This window comes from Kribbella sp. NPDC058245 (genome assembly GCF_042882005.1).
GTDB lineage: Bacteria > Actinomycetota > Actinomycetes > Propionibacteriales > Kribbellaceae > Kribbella.
In genome coordinates this window covers 497,770-520,381 of record NZ_JBHVWY010000001.1, presented here as the reverse complement: position 1 = coordinate 520,381, position 22,612 = coordinate 497,770, and the positions used below count along the sequence as shown (strand labels likewise).

Here is a 22,612-nt window from a genome sequence, read left to right as displayed (position 1 = left end):
AGCGACCAGGCGACGGAAACGCGGCTGTTGCTCCCGCAGCGCGGATGCGACGATGGGCCGCATGCGATGGATCGACTCGTTGGAAGCCGCGGCCGCCGAGAAGCTGCCCGAGGCCGTGCACCGCTACTACCGGCAGGGATCGGCCGGCGGGATCAGCGTCGGGGAGGCGGTCGCGGCCTGGTCGGCATACCGGTTCCGGCCGCGCGTCCTGCAGGACGTGTCGGCGATCGAGCTCGGTACCACGGTGCTCGGGTCGCCGGTCACCTCGCCGGTGCTCGTTGCACCGTCGACCCTGCAGCGGCTGGCCGATCCCGACGGCGAGATCGCGATGGCGAACGGCGTCCGCGAAGCCGGCTCGTTGCTGGGTGTCTCCAGCAACGCCGGGACACGATTCGCCGATGTCGGTGCAACCGGAGTCCCGTGGTGGCTGCAGATCTACATCGTCCGGAACCGCAGCATCACCGAGCAGATGCTGGACGCCGCCGTTGCCGGTGGCGCCAAGGCGATCGTGCTCACCGTCGACACCCCGGTGGTCGGCCGCAAGGAGGACGACGGCCCGGTGGTCTGGTCGTACGTCCAGCCCGGTCAGCTACGCATCAACGTTCCCGAGGGCGACTGGACCGACGCCGACCTCGACAAGGCCGACGACCTGACGCCCGACGTGATCGGCTGGCTGGCCGAGCGCACCGGACTCCCGGTCGTCGTGAAGGGCGTCCTGCGCGGCGACGACGCCAAGCGGATCTCCGACGCTGGAGCAGCCGGCATCATCGTCTCCAACCACGGCGGCCGTCAGCTCGACGGCTCGATCCCCACCGCCCAAGCCCTCCCCGAGGTCGCCGAAGCCCTGGCCGGCACCAGCACCGAGCTGTACGTCGACGGCGGCATCCGCCGCGGTGAACACATCCTCGCCGCGCTCGCTCTCGGCGCCCGCGCCGTCTTCGTCGGCCGCCCAGCGTTGTGGGCTCTATCCGTGGACGGCCAAGCCGGCGTCACCCGCCTACTCACCGACCTCACCACAGAGCTCGAGCACTCCCTCCAACTCGCAGGCGTCCCCAACCCCGCCGCCCTGACCCCCGACCTACTGGCACCCCGCCGCTAACGCCGATCAGGCGAAATGGCTCGTCAGCGCCGGTATGAGCTCCGCCGCATGGGCTGCCGGAAGCGAATGATGAGTCGCCGCCTCAATGTGCACGACGTAACCTCCGGCCGCGGTCGCCCGGGTAGCAAGCACCCGCGGATCATGAGCCTTACTCCGGTCGGCGACGATCACCAATAGGTCGGCTTGCAGGCTGGCGAGATCCGCCGCGGACGGACGGCGCGGGCGTACCGGAGAAACAGCCGGCCGTACGGCGGCCAATCCGGCGAGGTGAAGCCATGCCGGGTCGACGTCGACGCCCTGGATCTCCCAACGCAGAAAGGCCTCCGAACGGGCCTCGGACGGCCGGAGGAGCAACGGGAGCGCCTTGGCGACGTAGCGAACACTCGGCCGGGTGAAGCAGTCGGTGGGATCGATCAGCGCAAGCCGGTCGACCCGATCCGGAGCCGCCAGTGCATACGTGAGAGCGAGCCAAGCGCCGTACGAATGTCCGATGAAGCCCGCCCGATCAACCCCCAGGCCATCGAGGACCTCGGACAGCCACCCGACAAGATCGGCCGTCGTCTTCGGGCGCGGACCGCTGAGAGTGCTGCGTCCGGCGTCGCCGATCAGGTCGATCGCGTAGACCCGATGGGTCCGCGCCAGCGCGGTCGCGACCGTCCGCCAGACTGCGGAGGTTGCCCCATGCCCGGCCAGCAGAACCAGCGGCGCAGCATCCGGCGATCCGCAGGCGGTGACCGCGGTCATGCCGAACTTCCCCGGCAGTTCGAGCCGCTCCACCGGGACTCCCCAGCGGGCGAACAGTTCGTCGTACGCGCGATCGAAAGCGCTCATCGCCGCACAGTAGCCCGAAACGCAGCAAGGCCCCGGGAGACCCCGGGGCCTTGCTGTTCGTTGGCTACCTGAAGATCAGGCGTCCGCGTTCTCGCCGAGGAGGTTGCGGGTGGCGTTCGGGTCCACCGGGACACCGGGGCCCATGGTGGTCGAGAACACCGTCTTGCGGATGTAGCGGCCCTTCGAGCTGGCCGGCTTCAGCCGCAGGATCTCCTCGAGCGCGGCGCTGTAGTTCTCCACCAGCTGGGCCTCGTCGAACGACGCCTTGCCGATGATGAAGTGCAGGTTCGCGTGCCGGTCGACCCGGAACTCGATCTTGCCGCCCTTGATGTCCGTGACGGCCTTGGTGACGTCCGGGGTGACCGTGCCGGTCTTCGGGTTCGGCATCAGGCCACGCGGGCCGAGGACGCGGCCGAGGCGGCCGACCTTGCCCATCAGGTCAGGGGTGGCGACGACGGCGTCGAAGTCCAGCCAGCCGTCGGTCACCTTCTTGATCAGGTCGTCGTCACCGACGTAGTCGGCGCCGGCGGCCTTCGCGGCCTCGGCCTTGTCACCGGTGGCGAAGACGAGGACCCGTGCCGTCTTGCCGGTACCGTGCGGAAGGTTGACGGTGCCGCGCACCATCTGGTCGGCCTTACGGGGGTCGACCCCGAGGCGCATCGCGACGTCCACGGTCGAGTTCAGCTTCTTGCCCGCGCCGGCCTCCTTGGCCAGCCGGACCGCCTCGAGCGGGGAGTACAGGTGATCCAGGTCGATCTTGTCCGCGATCGCGCGGTATGCCTTGCTGCGCACTGCCATTGCTGTTTCCTCTCTGGGGTGTGGTCTCCGGGCGGCGCTACGCCCTGCCACAACTACTCGTCGTACTGGTGGTGCCGGGGCGCTCAGGCCTCGACGGTCACACCCATGGAACGGGCGGTGCCCTCGATGATCTTCATCGCGGCGTCGATGTCACGGGCGTTCAGGTCCGGCATCTTGGTGGTGGCGATCTCGCGGACCTGGTCCTTGGTGATCTTGCCGACCTTGTCCTTGTGCGGGACGGCCGAGCCCTTCTGCAGACCGGCGGCCTTCTTGATCATCTCGGGCGCCGGCGGCGTCTTGGTGACGAACGTGAAGGAACGGTCTTCGTAGATGGTGATCTCGACCGGGACCACGTTGCCACGCATGGATTCCGTCTGGGCGTTGTACGCCTTGCAGAACTCCATGATGTTGACACCGTGCGGGCCGAGCGCCGTACCGACCGGCGGGGCGGGCGTCGCTGCGCCGGCCTGGAGCTGCACCTTGACCAGGGCAGCGATCTTCTTCTTGGGAGGCATTCTGTCGGGTCCTTAGACTTTCTGGATCTGGTTGAAGCTGAGTTCCACCGGGGTCTCCCGGCCGAAGATCTCCACCAGCGCCTTGATCCGCTGTGCGTCGGCATTGATCTCCGTGATCGTGGCGTGCAGGGTCGCGAACGGCCCGTCCACCACCATGACCGAGTCGCCGACCCCGAAGTCGGCCACCTCGACCTTCTTCTTGGCCGCCGTCTTGGCGGGTGCGGAGCCTGCTTCGGCTGCCGCCGCCTCGGCCGCCGCAACGACGGCCGGAGCGAGCATCTTCTCGACCTCTTCGAGGCTGAGCGGGACCGGCTTCTGGCTGTTGCCGACGAAGCCGGTCACCGACGGCGTGTGCCGCACGGTCGACCAGGACTCGTCGGTCAGATCCATCCGGACCAGGACATAACCGGGGAGGACGGTGCGCTTGACCATCTTGCGCTGACCGTTCTTGATCTCGGCGACCTCTTCGGTCGGCACGACGATCTCGAAGATGTAGTCCTCCATGTTCAGGGAGTTGATCCGGTTCTCAAGGTTGCCCTTGACCCGGTTCTCCATCCCTGAATACGTGTGTACGACGTACCAGTCGCCGATCTGCGAGCGCAACCGGCCGCGCAGCTCCTCGAGCGGGTCGCCCGGCTCAGCGGGCTCCTCGTCCTCGTCGGCCACCGCCGCGGCGGCTGCCGCCAGGGCGTCGTCGTCGGCGTCGTCGTCAGCGCTGGAGAAGACCACCGCGTCGACGGCCGGCTCGGCCTCCGTGCTGTCGTCGAGCGCGGTCTCCGCTGTCTCGTCGGCCAGCTCCTCGGCGGCGTCCTCGACGTCGGCCTGGGTCACCACCTCGGCGTCCTCGGACTCGTCCGCTGCGGCGACCACCACGACCGGCTCCTCGTCGGAGTCGTCGGTCTCGGCGGGGCCGTCCTCGGCCTCGTCGTCCGCGGCGTACTCCGGCACCTCGGCGACGACCTCGTCGGTCTCGTCGTCGGAATCCTCGTCGTCGATACCGGCGAACGGGTCGTCGTCATCGTCGGCGAACAGGTCGTCGTCCTCCTCGACAACGGCCGCCTCGTCGAAGTCGAGGTCGTCGTCGGAGTCGGATACGTCGAACTCGTCCTCGAGCTCAAGGACCTCGTCGTCGCGCTCTGACACGTCGTACTCCGTCATCTGTGGATCGGTTCTGGATCTGGCGTCGGGGACGGACCGTGGTCCGGCTCCCCGGCCTTGCGTGGGCGGTGTCGGCCTCAGCCGAAGATCTTGAGTACTGCCCAGCCGAAGGCGAGGTCGAGGACCGAGACGATCGCGATGACGAACACCACGAAGGTCAGCACCACCACGAAGTAGGTGGACAACTGCTTGCGGGTGGGCCAGACGACCTTGCGGAGCTCGGCGACCACCTGGCGGTAGAAACGCAGCAGGCCTCTGCCTTGCTTGCCTTCCGCAGGCTTACCGGCGCCGGACGGTGCCGGGGTGCGCGTCTCCGTCACGACCTACCTCTTTCGCTAGCGGCGGCCTGACCGGCCCTGCGCCGGTCAGGATGTGCAGGGCACGAGGGACTTGAACCCCCAACCTTCGGTTTTGGAGACCGATGCTCTGCCAGTTGAGCTAGTGCCCTCTGCAATCCATCCGGACGCCGCACAGGACCTGAACTCGGGCATGCCGAGTCAGGGCCATCAACGCCCGGACTAGAAGAGTGTACGGGTTCGGAGCCACCTGGTCGAACTCGGCCTGTCGGCGTCGTCCTGCCCTGCTCCTTGCCCCGCACAGCCCCCGAACCGGGCGCCGTACCGCGACCAGAACCATACAGCCTGCACTCGGGCACAACGGACCGCACCCCCTGTGTGTTCCCCGGATCACACCCGTCCGGGTCCCGATATTCCGGCGACCGCCGCGCGGGGTGCTGCCAGGATGGCGTCATGAGTTCCAGGATCTCGGCGCGGATCGGCGCCATCAGTGAGTCGGCAACCCTGGCGGTGGACAGCAAGGCCAAGGCGCTCAAGGCCGCCGGCCGCCCCGTGATCGGCTTCGGCGCGGGTGAGCCGGACTTCCCCACGCCGGACTACATCGTCGAGGCCGCTGTCGAGGCTGCCCGGGATCCGAAGAACCACCGCTACAGCCCGGCCGGCGGTCTGCCGGAGCTGAAGCAGGCGATCGTCGACAAGACCAAGCGCGACTCCGGGTACGAGATCGAGGCCGCGCAGGTCCTGGTGAGCAACGGCGGCAAGCACGCGGTCTACAACACGTTCGCGACGCTGCTCGACCCCGGTGACGAGGTGCTGCTGCCGGCGCCGTACTGGACGACCTACCCGGAGGCGATCCTGCTGGCCGGCGGTGTGCCGGTGGAGGTGCTCGCCGACGAGTCCCAGGACTACCTGGTCACCGTCGAGCAGTTGGAGGCGGCCCGGACCGAGAAGACCAAGGCGCTGCTGTTCTGCTCACCGTCCAACCCGACCGGCGCGGTCGACAGCCGGGAGTCGATCGAGGCGATCGGCCGCTGGGCACTCGAGCACGACATCTGGGTGATCACCGACGAGATCTACGAGCACCTCACGTACGACGGCGTCCGCTCGACGTCGATCCCGGTCGTCGTACCGGAACTGGCCGACCGGACCGTCGTACTGAACGGCGTCGCCAAGACCTACGCGATGACCGGCTGGCGGGTCGGCTGGATGATCGGTCCCAAGGACGTCATCAAGGCCGCCACCAACCTCCAGTCGCACCAGACGTCGAACGTCGGCAACATCGCTCAGCGGGCGGCCATCGCGCGCTCACCAACGACCTGAGCGCGGTCGAGGAGATGAAGGTCGCCTTCGACCGCCGCCGCCGCACCATGGTGCAACTGCTGAACGAGATCCCCGGTGTCGAGTGCCCGATCCCTACCGGCGCGTTCTACGCGTACCCGTCGGTCAAGGGCCTGCTGGGCAAGGAAATCCATGGCCGTACGGCGACCACGTCCGCGGAGCTGGCCGAGATCATCCTGGACGAGGCGGAGGTGGCCGTCGTACCGGGTGAGGCTTTCGGTGCGCCTGGCTACCTGCGGATGTCCTATGCGCTCAGCGACGAGGACCTGGCCGAGGGCATCGGCCGGATGGCCAAGCTGCTGAGCTGATTCGCCCGGGTCCCTGCCCGCCTGGATTTCACCGGGCGGGCAGGGACTCTGTAACCTTCGGTAATGACGCAGCGTGACCTGCGGGTGCTGCCCAAGGCGCATCTGCATCTCCACTTCTCCGGCTCGATGCGGCATCTGACGCTGGTCGAGCTCGCGGACAAACACGGGGTCCGGCTGCCGGACGCGCTGCGCACCGAATGGCCGCCGGATCTGTCCGCGGCCGACGAGCGGGGCTGGTTCCGCTTCCAGCGGCTCTACGACATCGCGCGGTCGGTGCTGCGCACAGAGGACGATGTACGGCGTCTGGTCCGCGAGGCGGCCGAGGACGACCGCGCGGACGGTTCCCGCTGGCTGGAGATCCAGGTCGACCCGTCGGGGTATGCGGGGCGTTTCCACGGCATCACCGAGTTCACCGACCTCGTGCTGGACGCGGCCCGCGACGCTGCGGCGTCCACCGGCATCTCAGTCCAGGTGATCATCGCCGCCAACCGCACCCGGCACCCGCTGGACGCCCGCATCCTGGCTCGGCTCGCCGCGCAGTACGTGGGGCGTGGCGTGGTCGGCTTCGGCCTGTCGAACGACGAACGCCGCGGTACGACGTCGGAGTTCGCCCCTGCCTTCCGCATCGCCCGCAACGCCGGTCTGCTCGCAGCCCCGCACGGCGGTGAGCTGTGCGGCCCCGCCACCGTCCGCACCTGCCTCGACGAGCTCGGTGCCGGTCGGATCGGCCATGGCGTCCGCTCTGTCGAGGACCCAGAGCTGCTCAAGCGCGTTGTGGACGCTCAGGTAGCCCTTGAGGTCTGCCCGGCCTCCAACGTCTCTCTGGGCGTCTACCGGCACCCCGAGGACGTCCCCCTCCGCCACCTCTACGAGGCCGGCGCCCGCATCGCTCTGGGCGCCGATGACCCGCTGCTGTTCGGCTCGCGCCTTGCCGAGCAGTACGAGACCGCCCGCACCGTGCACGCCTTCACCGACGAGGAACTGGCCGACCTCGCCCGCTCCTCGATCCTCGCGGCCACCGCTCCCCCGGACGTTCAGAAGACCTTGCTCGCCGATATCGACAACTGGCTCACCGCGCCCGCCGCAGTTCCGTCGTACTAGTGGTGACCTACCTGGCCCGCCACGGCCAGACCGAGTGGAACCTCGCAGGCCGCCGCCAAGGCCGGCTGGACTCACCGCTGACCGCGTTGGGCGTCCGCCAAGCACAGCGCAACGCTGAGCTGCTTCGGCACGAACACATCGACGCGATCTACAGCAGCCCGCTCGGCCGCGCGCAGCGAACCGCCGGCATCATCGGTGATCTGCTCGGCGTTCCCACGCAGGTGCTGCCGGATCTCGCAGAGCTCGACCACGGCGATTGGTCCGGACTGACCTCGGCTGAGCTCGACGCCGGCTGGCCGCGTGAACGTGCCGCGCGGGCGCTGTCTAAGTACACCTACCCGTTTCCCGGTGGCGAGAGCTACGCCGACGCCGAGGTGCGGATCGCCCGGGCGCTGGATGTGATCGATGCGTCGCGACCGTTGGTCGTCTCCCACGAGATGGTCGGACGGTTGCTGGTACGGCGGTTGGCGGGGCTGACGGTGGACGCGGCGATGCGGCGCGATCACCCGTCGGATGTGGTGTTCCGGGTGGCCGAGGACGGGCGGGTCGATCGTTTGGAAAGTGCCGGATAAATGCTTCGTGGGTTCGGGTTCAGGGCATTGTGAGGGGTGTCGGCGGCGGCCAGGATTGCCGCATGACGGCTACCAAGATCTTGCTTCCCGAGGACGAGCTGCCGACCCGGTGGTACAACGTGTTGCACGACCTACCGACGCCACCACCCGCGGTGCTGCACCCGGGGACGGGGCAGCCGGTCGGGCCCGAGGATCTGGCGCCGTTGTTCCCGATGGACCTGATCAGGCAAGAGGTCTCGCAGGAGCAGTACGTCGACATCCCCGGTGAGGTGCTCGATGTGTACCGGTTGTGGCGACCGAGTCCGCTGTATCGGGCGCACCGGTTGGAGAAGGCGCTCGATACGCCGGCCCGGATCTACTACAAGTACGAGGGTGTTTCGCCGGCCGGGTCGCACAAGCCGAACACCGCGGTGCCGCAGGCGTACTACAACGCCAAGTCCGGCGTCCGGAAGCTGACCACCGAGACCGGGGCCGGTCAATGGGGGACGGCGTTGGCCTTTGCCTGCGCGCAGTTCGGGCTCGAGTGCGAGGTCTGGCAGGTGCGTGCGTCGTACGACCAGAAGCCGTACCGGCGGGCGATGATGGAGGTCTTCGGGGCGACCGTGCACCCGAGTCCGTCCGATCTGACCGAGGCCGGCCGGAAGATCCTCGCCGAGAACCCAGCCTCGACAGGTTCGCTGGGGATCGCGATCAGCGAGGCGGTCGAGGCCGCCGTGCAGTCACCCGACATCCATTACGCCCTCGGCTCGGTGCTCAACCACGTGCTGCTGCACCAGACGATCATCGGCGAGGAGGCGCTGATCCAGCTCGCGATGGTCGGCGAGACACCGGACCTGCTGGTCGGCTGCACCGGCGGCGGGTCGAACTTCGGCGGTCTGGCCTTCCCGTTCCTCCGGGAGAAATGGGCCGGCCGGATGTCACCGGTGGTGCGCGCGGTCGAGCCGGCCGCCTGCCCGTCACTGACCCAGGGCACCTACGCCTACGACTTCGGCGACACAATCGGCCTGACCCCGCTGATGAAGATGCACACGCTCGGCCACGACTTCGTCCCGGACCCGATCCACGCCGGCGGCCTGCGGTACCACGGCATGAGCCCGCTGGTCAGTCACCTCTACGAGACCGGCGAGATCGAGGCCGTCGCCAAACCCCAGTCGGAGTGCTTCGCCGCCGGAATCCAGTTCGCCCGCACCGAAGGCATCGTCCCCGCTCCGGAGCCCACGCACGCCCTGGCGACCGCCATCGAGGAAGCCCTGCTCTGCAAGGAGTCCGGCGAGGAGAAGGTCATCCTCACCGCACTCTGCGGCCACGGCCACCTCGACCTCGCCGCGTACGACGCCTACCTCAGCGGCGCTATGACGGATCGCAACTGGGGTGACGCGGACACCCAGGCGGCCGTCGCCCAAGCACTCAGCCGCCTCCCCGCGATCGGTTAACTCCCGCGCTTCCACCAAGGCTTGGGCTGCTTGCCCACCGCCGTCAGCCAGTCAGCCGGCACAGCCCAGCCCTTGGCCTGGATCGCATCGAAGAACGCCACCTTCAAGCTCTCCGGCAACCAGTAGGTCGCCCGGACCCGACCCGACACCTCGAAGTACGTCGTCCGCCGACCCTCGCCCCAGACCGTGGCCAGGTTCGCGCAGTGCGCCAGCCGGACGTAGTCCCACCGCGCCTGCGGATCCGTCATGTCGTACTCGCGCTCCGTCGACCGGAAGAGCCCCTTCACCGCGGGCTCGGCCTCGATCTCCTCGATCAGCCCCTGCACCAGGGCCCGGTCGTCGGTCATCTCGTCCGGCAGCCGCAACCCCACCGGATCCAGCACCACCGGCCCCAACCACGGCCGCCCCACCTCCAGGAAGACCTCCAGCAAGGCGAACCCTTCCTCACCCCGCCCGAACCGTCCCAGCTCAGCCCGCAACGTCGTCACAGCTTCTTCGGCCACCCCAGGAGCCTATTTCACGCAGGGAAGCCCTCATCTGCCCCGGGATGCCCCGCGGGTTCACGCTCAGCAGCCGACCCCGCGGCCCCGAAATGCCCCGGCACCTCGACGGAGCGTCCGTTTTTTCGGCCAGGACCGCATTTCTATCGATGCAGATCGGGGCATCCCGGGGCATTCCGGGACATCGCGGGGCAGATCGTCTCCAGCCGTCCTTTCCGTCGTTGCAGAGAGTGTTCGCAGACCTACAGTTGCCGCCATGCCAGCCGCCAATGACCTGTTGCGCAGCGCACGAGAGCGCACCCCTTCTCGGCGCGCACCCGGCGAGTACATGTCCCGCGTCGAGCTCGCGGAGACCGTCTGTGCGTGGCTCTGGGAGACGACCGAGGTCCGCTACGAACTGGACGGCCATTACATCGCGAAGCTCGAGCGGGGCGCGGTCCGCTGGCCGGGCGCCGCCTACCGCTCCGGCCTGCGCTACGTCCTGAATGTTGCCTCCGACAACGAGCTCGGCTTCCTCCCGCCGCCCGGCGCACCGGCCGGCGAGCTGGAGCTGGTCCCGCCGTCGACCATCGGCTTCGACGAGGAGGTCGGGCTCGCCGGCGACGAGTCGATCGCCCTGCTGACCTTCGCCGAGGAGTCGAACGTCGGTGACCTCACCGTCGAGCAACTGCACGCCGATATCGAACGCATCTCCCAGCTCTACCTCCGCACCGCCACCAAGCCGTTGTTCGAACGCAGCCGGGCCGTCCGTGACCGGGCCTTCGTCCTGCTCGCCGGGCGGCAGTCACCGAAGCAGTCACGCGATCTCTACGCCGCCGCGGGCTGGGCGATCACCTTGCTGGCCTGGATGTCCGTCGATCTCGGCCACCCGGAGGTTGCCGAGAGCCACGCGCGGACGGCCTGGGCCTGCGCCGAGGCCGCGGACCACAACGAGCTCCGCGGCTGGATCCGCGCGACCCAGCACACCGCCGCGTTCTGGCAGGACGAGTTCGACCGAGCCGCCGACCACGCCCAGCACGGCCTGCGCTACGCCACCGGAACATCGCGGCTCTTCCTGACCAGTGCACTCGCGGTCGACCTCGCGCGCTCCGGCCGAGTCGCCGAGGCCCGAGCGGCGCTGGCCGCTGCCCAAGAGGTGCCGTGCACGCCATCGATTCCGGAGCTCGGTGGACCGCTGCTGTGTACGCCGGAGCGCGCCGAGGGTTTCTGGGCCGACGCCCAACTGACGCTGGGAGATGCAAAGGCGACGCTCGTGCACGCCGACCGTTCGGTGGCCCGCTTCGAGGCCAGACCACATGCCCTGCGCAACCCAGGATCCGAGCGGATGGTCCGGCTCCAGCAGGTCAAGGCCCATCTGACGCTCGGTGAGCTCGACGGTGCCATCGCCGCTCTCGAGCCCGTCTTCGCCACATCCCTCGAGTACCGGGTCCGCCCGTTGATCCACCGCATGGGCGAGGTCGCTGCCATGACTGCCCCCTACACCCGCGTCGCGAGAGCGCGACAGCTCCGCGAGCGCATCAGGGAGTTCATCTATCGCCCTGACCTACCGGGCCGGCAGCTCGACCACAGACCGCAACCCCTGATCGCAAAGGAGTCCTAGCCACATGATCGACCACGTCCGCGACCACTGGTACTGGCGTCCGGGCTGGCGACAGGGACGGTCCTTCTACACCTGGCACCTCACGTTCCGGTACGCCGCTGCCCTCGCGGCACTGCGCAGCACCTACGAGCCTCTGCTGTGCTCGATGCCGGAGCTCACGCCCGTCCCCCGCCAATGGCTGCACCTGACCCTGCAGGGTGTCAGCTTCGCCGACAAGCTCAGCCCAGCGGACCTCGACCCAATCGTCGCCGCCACTCGCGACCGCCTCGCGTCAGTGGCGCCCTTCGGCGTCACTGTCGGGCCGGCGATCGTCGACATCGAGAGCCTCCAACTCCCGGTCTACCCCGCCGACAACCTCCGTCAGCTCCGTATCGTCCTGCGCGACGCGATCAAGGAGATCTGGGGCGAGGACTCCCTCCCGGCCTTCCCCGACCTCGACCCGCACATCTCACTGGGCTACTGGAACCAGTCGGCCCCGGCCGCATCCCTCCGCGACCGCGTGGCGAAGTTCGGCGAGCAGACCACGCAGCTCTACATCAACGAGGTCAGCCTGATCGACCTGAACCGCGACCAGCTCTGCTACCAATGGACGCCGTACGTCGCCCTCCCCCTCGGCCGGCCCACCCATGACTGACGACAGCGCAGCCCGCGTGATCCGTGCCCTCCTCGACTACGGCTCCATCTGGACCACCCACGACCTGGTCGACCTCAGCCAGGCTCCGGCCCCCGCCGTACGGCGAATCATCGACGACCTGAGCGCGATCTCCCTCGTGGAACGTCGCCGCGGCGGCATCATCGCCGTACCGGACTGGTCTCGCCTGCTCCGCCACTGGGCCGCCGATTCCTCCGCGCCGGCCGCCAGCCAACTCTCCCGCTGGAAACCCGCCAGCAGCCACGACGACCTCTTCACCGACATCGCGACCAGCCCGCTGCGATACGCCCTCACCGGCACCCACGCGGCCGCCTTCTGGACCGCCGACCCCACCGAAGACGACCCCGTCATCTACACCCCCGACCCCCAAGCCGCCGCCACCGCCTGGGACCTCACCCCATCCCCCACCGGCACCGTCGTCCTAGTACAACCCACCACCGAAGTCGTCTACACCCGCCGCCGAAGCACCCCCACCGGCCTCCGCCTAGCCGCCCCCACCCAAGTCCTGGCCGACCTCCTCACCCCCGAAGAAGACCCCACCCGCAAGCGGCCATCCTCCTCACCCGCTGGATGCAAACCCACATCCGCTCATGGCGCTACTAGCTCCCGCCCCAACCCGCCGTACCAGCTGGGCAGTCGTTCCATTGGGCTGTCCCGCGCGGATTGGGAGATGACGCCGGCCGGGGCCGGACAGCGCAACGTCCTGAAAGCACACTACGAGCGCGTTGGCTCCGGCCCGGTTGCCTACTTGGACGAGACCTACCACGTCGAACAGGACGGCCGACCACAGTTCTACGTCATGGCAGCCGTCGTCGTACTGGAGCCCGATCGCGATGCCCTGCGCAACGAAATCGACGGCCTCGTTCCCTCCGGCTGGTGGCACACCACGAACGAACTGCGCTCCGCGGACGGTCGAGCACGTGTCCGGACGTTGCTGGAGACCCTCCGAGTGCCGGACGAGACATGCATCGTCGTCGACAAGGTCTCGGTGAACCACGGCGATGACAAAGACGGAACCCGTGCTCGCGGCTCTGTCCTCGGACGGCTCCTGACTGTGCTCCACACCGCCGAGCATGGGACTCATCCGCCGGTTGGACTCGCTGTCCTGGAAGAGCACCGGGTGGCGCGGATCAACAACTATGACCGTGCGGTCAGAGCGGGCTTGATCGCAGCCGGTGGTATCGCCGAGTCGATGGCGCTGGTCTCAGTCTCTCCTGGATCGGAACACCTGCTGTGGCTGCCCGACCTCGTCTGCAGCGCCTATCGGCAGAAGATGGTGGCGGGTCGGCGCGATCTGTTCGATGCGATCGAGAACCTCACCCACGTCGTACAGCTTCCCTAGAAACAGCAAACCCCCGGCTGCCGTAGCTACACCGGGGGCCAACCTGGCTCACTCAACCTGAAGGCGAGAAGCCTAAGCCTTTGCTGGTCACTAACTTACTAGGGCATTTGAACGCTGTCCAACCCATCTGCCGTGGCCGGCGAGGCCTGGCTGGGTTAAAGGGTGCAGTTCACGAGGACTGGTTCGTTGACGAGGGTGATGGCGAAGGCCTGGTGGACTTGGGAGCGGACGTGGGTGGCCAGGGAGAGGATGTCCTTGGCGGTGGCGGTGCCTCGGTTGGTGAGGGCGAGGGTGTGTTTGGAGGAGACGGCGGCGGCGCCGAGGGTGAAGCCCTTGGGGATGCCGGCGTGTTCGATGAGCCAGGCGGCGCTGGTTTTGACGCGGCCGTCGGGCTGGGGCCATTGGGGGGCGCCGGCGGGGACCTCGGCGGGGGTGTCGAGGATGGGGTTGGTGAAGAAGGAGCCGGCGCTCCAGGTGTCGTGGTCGGCCGGGTCGAGGACCATGCCTTTGCTGCGGCGCAGGGCGAGGACGGCTTCGCGGACGTCGGCCATCGGGGCGCGGGAGTCGGGTTCGACGTCGAGGACGCGGGCCAGTTCGGCGTAGCCGATGGGGGCGGAGAGGTTGCCGAGCTTCAGCTGGAAGGCGACCTCCAGTACGACGAAGCGCTCGGGCGCGGCCTTGAAGCGGGAGGAGCGGTACTCGAAACCGCAGTCGGCCGCGAAGATCGTCCGGATCCGGGACTCGGAGCGGTCCCAGACGCGGACCGAGGCGATCGTCTCGGCGACCTCGTGGCCGTAGGCGCCGACGTTCTGGACGGGGGTTGAGCCGGTCAGGCCGGGGATGCCGGACATCGACTCGAGGCCGCTCCACTCTTCGGCGATCGCGCGCTGTACGACGGCGTCCCAGTCCTCGCCGGACTGGATGTGCACCATCGCGCCGGAGCAGGCGTCGGCGTCGATCTTGATGCCCTTGGTGGCGATCTTGATGACCGTGCCACGGAAGCCGTCGTCGCCGATCACCACGTTGCTGCCGCCGGAGAGCAGCAGCACAGGCTCCTCGGCCGCGTCGGCGTCGCGGACGGCGGTGATCAGCTCGTCCTCGGTGGTCACCTCGACGAGTTTGTCGGCCGGCCCACCGATGTGGAGGGTGGTGAAGTCAGCCAGCGGTACCTGGGTTCTCACGAGACGCGCACGACCGCCCGGGACCGGCCGAGGACTTTCTCGCCGCCGAAGACTGCGGTGATGTCGAACTCGGCGAGACCGTCGGCGACCTTGTCGGCCTTGGCCGAGAACGTGACCTCGGCGCCGTCGGCGTCATCCGGTACGACGACCGGCTTGGTGAACCGGACGCCGTACTCGACCAGGTCGGCCGGGTCGTCCAGCCAGTCGGTCACCACGCGGACCGCGGAGGCCATCGTCAGCATGCCGTGCGCGATCACGCCGGGCAGGCCGAGGGAGGCCGCCATCCGGTCACTCCAGTGGATCGGGTTGAAGTCGCCGCTGGCACCGGCGTACCGAACCAGGTCCTCGCGCCGGAACGTCACAGTGAGCGAGGGGAGGACATCACCCGCGGAGACCGTCTTCATGAATCCGCCCGGTTGTGCGAGATCGTGGAGGTCGAGGTGGCGATCGGCTCGCCGTCGACCGTGCTGAGCGCGGTTTCGTACATGATCACCTCGACGTCACCGGCCTTGCGCACGGTGGTGATGGTCGCGGTGGCCGCGATGTCGTCACCGGCCTTGATCGGGCGGGTGTAGCTGAACTTCTGCGCGCCGTGCACGATCCGGTCGAGCCGCAGCCCGAGCTCCTTGTCGTTCAGCAGCTGGTCGAGCGCGCGGCTGCCGAGCATGAACGCGAAGGTCGGCGGTGCCACCGCGTCGTCACCGGTGTACGCCGGGTTGTCGTCGCCGATCGCGGCGGCGAACTCCCGGATCTTCTCCCGGCCGACCAGGTAGGACTCGGCGGCCGCGTAGCTCCGGCCGACCATCGTGGCGTCGATCGTCATATCGCCAGAGCCTACTGGCAGACTGGGACGCCCGGAGCCGCCACCCGGGAACCGTGCGACCCGACTGGGGAAGGTTGAACGTGACGGCAGTAGCGGCGCTGGCCAGGTATGCGCCTCGGTACAAGCTGGAGATCGGTACGCCGAGCGGCCCGGAGTGGCTGCGGGTGGACAGGATCCTCGAGCAGGACGGCCCGGAGCTCACTGAGCTCCTCAAGCGGGACAACGACGCGAGCGGACACGTCTCGGCGCATGCGAACGCGCTGAGCCTGATGTCGTTCTACGCGGGCCGCGCACCGGCCGCCGCACTGCTCTTATGGGCGCTCGAAGGCCACGTCCTCGACATCCGGCCGCAGAACGTGTGGCTAAGACCACACGACGGCCACGGCCTCGCCGCCGTCGCCATCCGGTCCGCCGACTACCTCCCCGGCGGTCTACAGACCCTGTACGACGTTGTGCTCCGTCAGCACCTGCTCCCGCTGTCCGAGGAGTTGCACCGGCGGACCAGAGCCGGTCTGCGCCAGGTGCACGGCGGAGTGGCGGCGGGCTGCGCCATGGCGTTCTGCGCGGCCACTCGGGAGGAAGAGACGGTTGACCCGGGATTCCTGCTGGAACGCTGGCAGACCTTCGTGGCGAAGGCACCGGGCGGACTCAACAGTTTGGGCGACGTGGAGCTGGCCGGCGGGAAGCTGGTCTACCTACGGAAGACCTGCTGTCTCTACTACACGAGCGAGGTCGGCGACGGAGTGCTCTGCGGCTCCTGCTGCCTCACGCCGCGGGACGAGCGGCTGGCGGCCTACGAAGCAGGCCGGCCCATCATCACCGTCTGAACAAGCGAAAGGGCCGCACCGGTTACCCGGAGCGGCCCTCACGAAAGCTGCTGGAGATCAGCGGGTCTCGCGGTGGTCCGTGTGGTCGTTGCAACGCGAGCAGTACTTCTTCATCTCCAGGCGATCCGGGTCGTTACGCCGGTTCTTCTTGGTGATGTAGTTGCGCTCCTTGCACACCGTGCACGCCAACGTGATCTTCGGGCGGATGTCGGTTGACTTGGCCACTGCTGCCTCTTTAGCTCATGAGTGCGCAACTTGGGTGATCGCACTCTCGAAGTACTGCCTTGCGTGGTAGCGGGGGCGGGAGTCGAACCCGCGACACCACGATTATGAGCCGTGTGCTCTAACCACCTGAGCTACCCCGCCGGGAGATTTCGTCAGCCCATCCAGCGAACCGGATGAGCTGTCGATCTCAGAGCCCCTTTACGGAATCGAACCGTAGACCTTCTCCTTACCATGGAGACGCTCTGCCGACTGAGCTAAAGGGGCGGGCCGAGGAGAGAGATTACACGGTCTGCCGCCTCGATGTGAAATCGAGCCAGGCGCACTGTGTGCCCCCCTCTGTCCGACTCGGAAATCATACCGGGTCCCGGGGAGTGCTTTTGACCAACCCCAGGACCAATCTTGGTCGGGCCGGTGTCGAGATTGGGGAACCGGCTTCGTCGTACAGGTAGAGGCATCCAGCGAGGAGAGGACGATCAGATGACCGCGCTACCGACAGTGGTCCCGGCTGAGGACTGGGAGAAGGCCCGGGCCGAGCTGCTCACGGCCGAGAAGGAGGCGACCCGAGCCCTGGACCGCCTGGCGGCCCAGCGCCGGCGGCTGCCCATGGTCCGGTTCGGCGAGTACACCTTCGAGTCCCCGAGCGGCCCGGTGACGCTCCTGGAGCTGTTCGGCGACCACCAGCAGTTGGCGCTCTACCAGTTCATGCACACCGGCCCCGACCACTTCTGCCCCGGCTGCACGAACTTCACCAACCAGGTCACCGACCTGGAGGGCCTGGCGCGCGACGGCGTGGCCTGGGCGACGGTCTCGGACATGCCGCTGGCCCAGATGAGCGGCTACTGGGAGCAGAAGGGCTGGACGGTCCCGTTCGCCTCCTCAGCCGGTACGACGTTCTCCGCCGACTGTGGAGCGGGTGGCGGCTTCCTGCTGAACGTGTTCTTCCGTGACGGCGACACCGTCTACCGCACCTACTCCACTACCCAGCGCGGCGTCGACCGGCTGATGTTCGTCCCCAACATCCTCGACCTGGCGCCGTACGGCCGGCAGGAGGAGTGGGAAGACTCCCCTGCCGGCTGGCCACAGCACCCGACGTACGGCTGAAAGAGGCGGCTAGTTCCAGACCCGCGAGGGGTACGACGAACGCAGTACCGGCATCACATCTGTGACGAAGGTCTCCACCGAGGCGCGGTTCTCGGCCTCGGGGAGGCCCGGTACCTCCAGTGAGACGCCGGACAGCTCATGCCCGAACGCCTCCTGGTAGCGGCCGAACTTGTCGATCACCTGCTCCGGCGACCCCACCAGCACCGAGCCCTGCTCGAGGAAGTCCTCCAGCGACGTGAACGGCAGCTTGTTGTGCTTGGCGCCTGGTGAGTCCATGAACGCGTCGAAGATCGGCCGGTAGCCGTCCAGCGCGTCCTGTGAGCTCTTCCGCACGTAGAGCCCGTTGAACCCAGCACCGACCACGGCGTCGGCCGGGTCGTGACCGTAGGCCTCCCACCGCTCGCGGTAGTGCCGGATCAGCCCGGCGTACTTCTCCAGCGGGTGGAAGCCGTTCGCCGAGAACAGCGGGTCGCCAAAGCGAGCCGCGAGCTCCGTGGACTCCTCAGAGGACGCCGAGCCATGCCAGAGCGGGATGCCGTCAGCTCGGAAGGGCCGGGGCTGCGTGGTCGCGTCCACCAGGTCCGGCCGGTACGTCCCCGACCAGCTCACTCCGGTCTCCCGCAGCAGGCGGCGGAGCAGCTCGTACTTCTCCCGGTTCCGGTCCCATTGCCCGTCCAGGTCGTACCCGAACAGCGCGTTCTGGTCCGGGTCGTTCCCCTTCCCGATGATGATGTCCAGTCGCCCACCGGACAGCTGGTCCAGCGTCGCGTAGTCCTCAGCCACCCGCACCGGGTCCAGCAACGACAGCACTGTCACTGTGGTCAGCAGCCGGATCCGAGACGTCGAGGCGGCGATGTAGGACAGCACCACCGGCGGCGACGAGGAGATGAACCGCTGCGCGTGCCGCTCCCCCACGCCGTACCCGTCGAACCCGAGCTCCTCGGCCCACTGCGCCTGCCGGACCACGTGCTGGAAACGCTCGTACGTCGTCAGCTGCTCACCACTGATCGGGTCCGGCGAGTTGTCGATCAGCGTGTAGGTACAGAACTTCACCGGACCTTCTTCTCGCCGGCGGTCACCGGCAGTCCGAGCCGGTTGCCCGTCACGGGCGCCGGGCAGGTCCCAAACGCGGTGAAGGCGAACGGCAGGTTGATGGCTCGGTTGAAGTCGATCAGCACTGAGCCATCGCGCTCCACCACACCTGTCGTCACAGTGCGCCAGGGCGCAGTCTCAGAGCCATTGGTGGAGTCATGGAAGGACAGCGAGAGCCGCCCGTCCGACGCAGCCGTCGCCACCAGCTCGTACGCCGAGTCGCCCAGCGCCAGGTGAACAGTCCCAACCGCAGTGACGTGCTGACGCAGGTCCTCGCGCGCCGTCGACACCTCCACCCGCTCCGGAGCACCGTACGGCGTGTACCAGCCGCGCACCGCCCACTCCGGATCCAGCTGGTACGTCGGTACGCCGGTGAACCCTTGTCGGGTCTCAGCACCGGGGTCGCGCTGGCGAACGGCGAACCGGCCGCCACGTAGTACCAGCTCGATCAGGCGGTCGCCGTACAGCAGCCAGCTGAGTGAACCGGCCTCAGCGACCGTTGCCGACACAGCTCCATCCACAGGCACGCCGTTCAGCGTCAACGAGCCGTCAGCCACCACATGTGCACGGCCGTCGGCTGCCCACCACTTCCCCGGCAGTCCGGACAACTCACCAGGCTCAGCGGGCAGCCAGTCGAAGCCGACGATGCTCAGCCAGCCGTAGTCCGTGTTCAGGTCCTGCTCACGCGCCGCGTGCCAGGTCTGCCAGTCCTGCTCCAGATCAGAGACAACGGTCATGAGGCCAGGTCCTTCCGGGATTCGCGGTGGGCAACTTCGGAGCGGACCAGCGGGATGACGTAGCGGCCGAAGTCGATCGCGTCGTCGTAGATGTCGTAGCCACGCGCCGAGAAGATCCGGATGCCGAGGTCGTAGTAGTCCAGCAGCGCAGCAGCGATCGTCTCGGGTGTTCCGACCAGTGCGGTCGAGTTGCCGCCACCACCGGTCAGACCGGTCGGCCCGGTCCACAGTGCACGGTCGTGCCGCTCTCCCTCGGCCACGGCCTTGAGCAGCCGCTGCGAGCCGGCGTTCTCCGGATTAGTCCGCGACCGAAGCCGGGCCTTCGGAGACGGCGTACCGGCTTGGACGTCCTTGATCCGGCCCAGGATGCGCTCGGCCTTCTCCCAGGCCAGCTCCTCAGTCGCACCGATGATGGGCCGGAACGCGATCTGGATGGTCGGACGATCGCTCCGCCCAGCTTTGGCAGCTTCCGTCTCGATCGTGGCGAGCTGCTCGCGCGTCCCGGCCAGCGGCTCACCCCAGAGCGCGAAGATGTCCGCCTCGGCCGCACCGACGGCGTACGCGGCGGCCGACGAGCCACCGAAGGAGATCCGCGGCCGGGGCTGCTGCAGCGGCTTGATGTCCGCGACGAACTGCTCGAACTGGTAGTGCTTCCCGGCGAAGTCGAACCGCTCGTCGGACGTCCAGGCCTGCTTGAGGATCTGGATGAACTCCTGCGTCCGACCGTACCGGTCGTCCTTGCTCAGGAAGTCTCCCTCGGCGGCCTGGTCGGCGGTCGAGCCGCCGGTGATGACGTGCACCTCGAAGCGCCCGCCGCTGATGTGGTCGAGCGTCGCGAAGGTCTTGGCGGTCAGCGTCGGGTAGGCGACGTTCGGCCGGTGCGCGACGACCAGGTTGATGTGCTCGGTCTTGCCTGCGACGTAGGCCGCGACCTGCGACGGGTCCGGTGAACCGGAGTGGTACGCGAACAGGATCCGGTCCCAGCCGTTGTCCTCGTGGGCGCGGGCCAGCTTGGCGGTGTACTCCAGATCGAGCGCACCACCGGTGCGCGGCTCGACCTCACTGGCCGGGTTGGTCCCGGCGATGCCCAGGAACTCAACTGGCATGACGTTCTTCCTTCCGTACGGCGGGCGCCAAGGGCGCTAGCAAAGTGAGCAGATTCCGGGCGACCGCGTCGTTCTGACGGAAGCCGGGACCGTTGAAGTGCGGGCGAGAGAATCCCGACGACCCGGCCGAACCGGAGACCGACGGGCCGAGCAGGAACAATCCGGGGTGAACGGAACCGTCGGCGCGAATCGCCCGACTGGCCGCGTCGGCCTTGAGCTGACCACCGCCGAGACTCGTCCCGTCCGCGGCGAACAACTCATCGGCGGCCAGTGTTCCGTCGGCCAACAGCCCACGCAGCAAGGGATCCGTGGCAGCCAGTACGTCGGGCCGCGGCAACCGTGCTTCGACAAACGCCCGGGCCCGGACCTTCCCGCCGATCGCCGGGGACTGGGCCACGAACCGATCGTTGTCAATGGCAACTTCCAGGTCGGGACCGGCGAACCGGACGATCCCGGCCCGATGCAGAGCGAGCAGCTCTTCGAGCCGACGCGGCGGCGGACCGCTCGCGACGAACGAGAAGAACCCGTGCCACTCGGTCTCGACTCGCCGTACTCGGTCCTCGTCGCTCAACCGTCCTTCGGTGATGGCGACCGACAGCACGCTGTAGATGCTGAGCAACGCATTGAAGACTGCGAGGTCGGCCGAGTGCTCCGGGTTGGCGCGACGCAGCAGGTCGTTCTCGATCAGCTCGGTCAGGAACTGCTCGAACGTGAACCAGTCCTCGAAGAACCGGCCGTGCAATGGCCGATCCACCGCCGACCGCACGAACCGATCAGCAGGATCCGGTACGGCGTCAGCCACCGCGGCCACGAATTCCGGTGCGTCGGGCAACGATCGGTCGAGGACCTCCAGGAAGCGAGGCCATTCCCAGCGCGTCCGTTCGGAGTGCGCGTTGAACAGTTGCTGGTAATGCGCGAAGGCCAGTTCCTTGTCGATCAACGGCTGCAGCTGAGTGTCGAAGTCGAGCACTCCCTCGCCGTACGAGTCGAGCGCAGCCTTGGTCAGGTACCGAGTCGGCACGGGCTTGGTTCCGGCCACGGTGTAGCCGAGTTTCGCGTGATACGGGACGCCGCGCCGCGAGCCGACGTACAGGATCGGCTCGGCGCCGGACGGGTTGTACGTGAGCAGGCCGTCGCACTCGTCGTACCAGCCGCCGCGGGCCTCGGTGAGCAGGACCATCAGGTCGATGAAGGCCTGTCCGAAGCCACGGACGATCACGTGTTCTCCGGGCTCCAGATCGCCGAGGTCCACGTCGGCGGTGTAGCCCGGTGGGATGTAGGTGAGACCAGCAGCCCTGGCCTTCGCGGCCCAGGCGGTCTCCGATGCCGTCGGCAACCGATCGAGATAGCCGAGCGCCAAAACCACCAGGTCTGCTTGGATTTCGGCTCCCGACGCGAGGATCACCCGCTGGTCGGGGGTCAGTTCGACCGCCCGTTCCAGGTGGGTGGTCACCGTGGCCGGTAGGTCACGGATGACGCGATCCCAGACCCAGGAGAGGTACTCCGCCTGGACCAGCCGGGGTGGGAAGTCCATCGGGCCGGGCTGCTGGATGCCGGCCCGTTCCAGGATCGTCGCGCCGACGCCGGCCACCCAGGTGGCCAGGTCAGGACCCGGACGGATCGGGCCTTCGCACTCGACGGATTCATCGGTGAAGATCGTGACGTCCGAGGTCATCGAGTTCATCCAGAGCAGGCGCGACTGCTCGCGTCGCCAGATCCGGCCGCCACCAGCGGGGAACGGATCCACGACATGGATCTCGACCGGGCCGTCGGCGAGCAGCTCCTCGGCGTTGGCCGCGAACCGTTCGAGGAGGCCGACGGTTCGTGGTCCACCGCCGACGAAGACCACAGTCGGTCGGCGGTGGATCGTGCTCACCTCGCTCATGGGGCCTCCTGACCTGGACTGAGGAGCGGAGGGAGCGCAGCGACTGGAGTGACGAGGGAAGGGCTGGAGTCATAGCCCCATGACGCGCGGCG

The 22,612-nt window shown here is 68.0% G+C and carries 25 protein-coding genes and 3 tRNA genes; 11 read left to right on the top strand and 17 right to left on the bottom strand.

Annotated elements, in window-relative coordinates:
• Positions 1 to 61: 61 nt before the first annotated feature.
• Positions 62 to 1,099, top strand: a complete 1,038-nt coding sequence (locus tag ACFVWG_RS02540; RefSeq protein WP_391541353.1) for an alpha-hydroxy acid oxidase — start codon at positions 62 to 64, stop codon at positions 1,097 to 1,099.
• Between the two features lie 6 nt (positions 1,100 to 1,105).
• Here ACFVWG_RS02540 and ACFVWG_RS02535 read toward each other — a convergent pair whose 3' ends face one another.
• The 6 genes from ACFVWG_RS02535 to ACFVWG_RS02510 form a co-directional block, all read right to left on the bottom strand.
• Positions 1,106 to 1,930, bottom strand: coding sequence for an alpha/beta fold hydrolase (locus ACFVWG_RS02535; RefSeq protein ID WP_391541352.1), 825 nt, complete (start codon positions 1,928 to 1,930; stop codon positions 1,106 to 1,108).
• Positions 1,931 to 2,005: 75 nt separating this feature from the next.
• Positions 2,006 to 2,728 carry a 50S ribosomal protein L1 gene (gene rplA, locus ACFVWG_RS02530; protein WP_391541351.1) on the bottom strand — a complete coding sequence of 241 codons (723 nt, stop codon included), beginning with the start codon at positions 2,726 to 2,728 and terminating at the stop codon, positions 2,006 to 2,008.
• A gap of 83 nt (positions 2,729 to 2,811) precedes the next feature.
• The gene (rplK, locus tag ACFVWG_RS02525) at positions 2,812 to 3,243 is read right to left on the bottom strand and encodes a 50S ribosomal protein L11 (RefSeq protein WP_132411459.1); all 432 of its coding nucleotides are present in this window, start codon (positions 3,241 to 3,243) and stop codon (positions 2,812 to 2,814) included.
• Positions 3,244 to 3,255: 12 nt separating this feature from the next.
• Positions 3,256 to 4,116, bottom strand: a complete 861-nt coding sequence (gene nusG, locus ACFVWG_RS02520; protein WP_391541535.1) for a transcription termination/antitermination protein NusG — start codon at positions 4,114 to 4,116, stop codon at positions 3,256 to 3,258.
• Between the two features lie 362 nt (positions 4,117 to 4,478).
• The gene (gene secE / locus ACFVWG_RS02515; RefSeq protein WP_132175403.1) at positions 4,479 to 4,721 is read right to left on the bottom strand and encodes a preprotein translocase subunit SecE; all 243 of its coding nucleotides are present in this window, start codon (positions 4,719 to 4,721) and stop codon (positions 4,479 to 4,481) included.
• A 55-nt stretch (positions 4,722 to 4,776) separates the two neighbouring features.
• Positions 4,777 to 4,849: transfer RNA gene (locus ACFVWG_RS02510), tRNA-Trp, on the bottom strand.
• A gap of 301 nt (positions 4,850 to 5,150) precedes the next feature.
• Here ACFVWG_RS02510 and ACFVWG_RS02505 point away from each other — a divergent pair.
• The 5 genes from ACFVWG_RS02505 (at position 5,151) to ACFVWG_RS02485 (ending at position 9,449) form a co-directional block, all read left to right on the top strand.
• The gene (locus ACFVWG_RS02505) at positions 5,151 to 6,017 is read left to right on the top strand and encodes a pyridoxal phosphate-dependent aminotransferase (protein ID WP_391541350.1); all 867 of its coding nucleotides are present in this window, start codon (positions 5,151 to 5,153) and stop codon (positions 6,015 to 6,017) included.
• Positions 6,018 to 6,031: 14 nt separating this feature from the next.
• Complete coding sequence (locus ACFVWG_RS02500; RefSeq protein WP_391541349.1) at positions 6,032 to 6,343, top strand: aminotransferase class I/II-fold pyridoxal phosphate-dependent enzyme; 312 nt, start codon at positions 6,032 to 6,034, stop codon at positions 6,341 to 6,343.
• Between the two features lie 63 nt (positions 6,344 to 6,406).
• The gene (locus ACFVWG_RS02495; RefSeq protein WP_391541348.1) at positions 6,407 to 7,444 is read left to right on the top strand and encodes an adenosine deaminase; all 1,038 of its coding nucleotides are present in this window, start codon (positions 6,407 to 6,409) and stop codon (positions 7,442 to 7,444) included.
• A complete protein-coding gene (locus ACFVWG_RS02490; protein ID WP_391541347.1) occupies positions 7,444 to 8,016 on the top strand; it encodes a histidine phosphatase family protein in 573 nt (190 codons plus the stop codon). The genes ACFVWG_RS02495 and ACFVWG_RS02490 overlap by 1 nt, the downstream gene beginning before the upstream one ends.
• Before the next feature lie 62 nt (positions 8,017 to 8,078).
• Positions 8,079 to 9,449, top strand: a complete 1,371-nt coding sequence (locus ACFVWG_RS02485; protein ID WP_391541346.1) for a TrpB-like pyridoxal phosphate-dependent enzyme — start codon at positions 8,079 to 8,081, stop codon at positions 9,447 to 9,449.
• Here ACFVWG_RS02485 and ACFVWG_RS02480 read toward each other — a convergent pair.
• Positions 9,446 to 9,952, bottom strand: a complete 507-nt coding sequence (locus ACFVWG_RS02480) for a hypothetical protein (RefSeq protein ID WP_391541345.1) — start codon at positions 9,950 to 9,952, stop codon at positions 9,446 to 9,448. The genes ACFVWG_RS02485 and ACFVWG_RS02480 overlap by 4 nt on opposite strands.
• A 253-nt stretch (positions 9,953 to 10,205) precedes the next feature.
• Between ACFVWG_RS02480 and ACFVWG_RS02475 the strand changes: the two genes are divergently transcribed.
• The 3 genes from ACFVWG_RS02475 to ACFVWG_RS02465 are packed head-to-tail and all read left to right on the top strand — an operon-like array spanning position 10,206 to position 13,543.
• Positions 10,206 to 11,549 (top strand): hypothetical protein, encoded by a 1,344-nt coding sequence (locus ACFVWG_RS02475; RefSeq protein ID WP_391541344.1) that lies wholly within the window; start codon positions 10,206 to 10,208, stop codon positions 11,547 to 11,549.
• Between the two features lie 4 nt (positions 11,550 to 11,553).
• Positions 11,554 to 12,183, top strand: a complete 630-nt coding sequence (locus ACFVWG_RS02470) for a 2'-5' RNA ligase family protein (protein WP_391541343.1) — start codon at positions 11,554 to 11,556, stop codon at positions 12,181 to 12,183.
• The gene (locus ACFVWG_RS02465; RefSeq protein ID WP_391541342.1) at positions 12,176 to 13,543 is read left to right on the top strand and encodes a hypothetical protein; all 1,368 of its coding nucleotides are present in this window, start codon (positions 12,176 to 12,178) and stop codon (positions 13,541 to 13,543) included. Before ACFVWG_RS02470 ends, ACFVWG_RS02465 begins: the two co-directional genes overlap by 8 nt.
• Before the next feature lie 155 nt (positions 13,544 to 13,698).
• Here ACFVWG_RS02465 and ACFVWG_RS02460 read toward each other — a convergent pair whose 3' ends face one another.
• Genes ACFVWG_RS02460 through ACFVWG_RS02450 form a run of 3 tightly spaced genes read right to left on the bottom strand, consistent with a single transcriptional unit; the run spans position 13,699 to position 15,547 of the window.
• Positions 13,699 to 14,724: a UDP-N-acetylmuramate dehydrogenase gene (locus ACFVWG_RS02460; protein ID WP_391541341.1), complete on the bottom strand. Its 1,026-nt coding sequence runs from the start codon at positions 14,722 to 14,724 to the stop codon at positions 13,699 to 13,701.
• Positions 14,721 to 15,128 (bottom strand): MaoC/PaaZ C-terminal domain-containing protein, encoded by a 408-nt coding sequence (locus tag ACFVWG_RS02455; RefSeq protein ID WP_391541340.1) that lies wholly within the window; start codon positions 15,126 to 15,128, stop codon positions 14,721 to 14,723. Before ACFVWG_RS02455 ends, ACFVWG_RS02460 begins: the two co-directional genes overlap by 4 nt.
• The gene (locus ACFVWG_RS02450) at positions 15,125 to 15,547 is read right to left on the bottom strand and encodes a MaoC family dehydratase N-terminal domain-containing protein (RefSeq protein WP_391541339.1); all 423 of its coding nucleotides are present in this window, start codon (positions 15,545 to 15,547) and stop codon (positions 15,125 to 15,127) included. Before ACFVWG_RS02450 ends, ACFVWG_RS02455 begins: the two co-directional genes overlap by 4 nt.
• 80 nt (positions 15,548 to 15,627) lie before the next feature.
• Here ACFVWG_RS02450 and ACFVWG_RS02445 point away from each other — a divergent pair, with 80 nt between their 5' ends.
• Complete coding sequence (locus ACFVWG_RS02445) at positions 15,628 to 16,374, top strand: hypothetical protein (RefSeq protein ID WP_391541338.1); 747 nt, start codon at positions 15,628 to 15,630, stop codon at positions 16,372 to 16,374.
• A 57-nt stretch (positions 16,375 to 16,431) separates the two neighbouring features.
• Here ACFVWG_RS02445 and rpmG read toward each other — a convergent pair whose 3' ends face one another.
• The 3 genes from rpmG to ACFVWG_RS02430 all read right to left on the bottom strand — a co-directional run bounded on the left by rpmG (position 16,432) and on the right by ACFVWG_RS02430 (position 16,863).
• Positions 16,432 to 16,599, bottom strand: a complete 168-nt coding sequence (rpmG, locus tag ACFVWG_RS02440; RefSeq protein ID WP_391541337.1) for a 50S ribosomal protein L33 — start codon at positions 16,597 to 16,599, stop codon at positions 16,432 to 16,434.
• Between the two features lie 64 nt (positions 16,600 to 16,663).
• A tRNA-Met gene (locus tag ACFVWG_RS02435) sits at positions 16,664 to 16,740 on the bottom strand.
• A 50-nt stretch (positions 16,741 to 16,790) separates the two neighbouring features.
• Positions 16,791 to 16,863 (bottom strand) — tRNA-Thr (locus ACFVWG_RS02430).
• A gap of 213 nt (positions 16,864 to 17,076) precedes the next feature.
• On the opposite strand from ACFVWG_RS02430, the gene ACFVWG_RS02425 reads away from it, so the two are divergent.
• Positions 17,077 to 17,700: a DUF899 family protein gene (locus tag ACFVWG_RS02425; RefSeq protein WP_391541336.1), complete on the top strand. Its 624-nt coding sequence runs from the start codon at positions 17,077 to 17,079 to the stop codon at positions 17,698 to 17,700.
• 9 nt (positions 17,701 to 17,709) lie between these two features.
• Here the strand turns inward: ACFVWG_RS02425 and ACFVWG_RS02420 are convergent, their stop codons facing one another.
• From ACFVWG_RS02420 to ACFVWG_RS02405, 4 genes are read right to left on the bottom strand one after another with little or no spacing between them, the layout of a single operon-like run.
• Positions 17,710 to 18,753 (bottom strand): LLM class flavin-dependent oxidoreductase, encoded by a 1,044-nt coding sequence (locus ACFVWG_RS02420; RefSeq protein WP_391541335.1) that lies wholly within the window; start codon positions 18,751 to 18,753, stop codon positions 17,710 to 17,712.
• Entirely contained in the window at positions 18,750 to 19,529 is a 780-nt protein-coding gene (locus ACFVWG_RS02415) for a DUF1684 domain-containing protein (RefSeq protein WP_391541334.1), read from the bottom strand. The genes ACFVWG_RS02420 and ACFVWG_RS02415 overlap by 4 nt, the downstream gene beginning before the upstream one ends.
• Entirely contained in the window at positions 19,526 to 20,635 is a 1,110-nt protein-coding gene (locus ACFVWG_RS02410) for an LLM class flavin-dependent oxidoreductase (protein ID WP_391541333.1), read from the bottom strand. Before ACFVWG_RS02410 ends, ACFVWG_RS02415 begins: the two co-directional genes overlap by 4 nt.
• Positions 20,625 to 22,520, bottom strand: coding sequence for an FAD/NAD(P)-binding protein (locus tag ACFVWG_RS02405; RefSeq protein ID WP_391541332.1), 1,896 nt, complete (start codon positions 22,518 to 22,520; stop codon positions 20,625 to 20,627). Before ACFVWG_RS02405 ends, ACFVWG_RS02410 begins: the two co-directional genes overlap by 11 nt.
• Between the last annotated feature and the right edge of the window lie 92 nt (positions 22,521 to 22,612).